Origin of the sequence: Acinetobacter sp. Tr-809, from assembly GCF_011753255.1 — a bacterium.
In the GTDB taxonomy this organism is placed as follows: domain Bacteria; phylum Pseudomonadota; class Gammaproteobacteria; order Pseudomonadales; family Moraxellaceae; genus Acinetobacter.
On sequence record NZ_VWVZ01000030.1, the window covers coordinates 1 to 250 of the forward strand.

At 44.0% G+C, this 250-nt stretch carries 1 protein-coding gene; it reads right to left on the reverse strand.

Going from position 1 to position 250, the window contains the following annotated elements; genetic code table 11:
- The coding region (locus F3J02_RS18420) for a hypothetical protein (protein ID WP_171526181.1) at positions 1–250 on the reverse strand (250 nt) is incomplete at both ends.

Genomic DNA, 250 nt, shown 5'->3' on the forward strand with positions numbered 1-250 from the left:
CTTTAGTCGTTGCATTGTCATATTTAACTGCTGCATCGTCTAACGTACCCAACTTGCTATCAACTGCTGCCAATTGATCTTCTGTTGCTGCCTGACCTGATACTGCTGTGCCGTTCCAGGTCTTGTTGCTCAGACCTTTGATCGTGTTCGTTGTTTTATCAACAACTACACTTCCTACAGTCACCTTGTCGAAGTTCACATCTTTCGCTGTCGATACTTGATAGTTGCTTGAACCATCTGCATTCGTTGT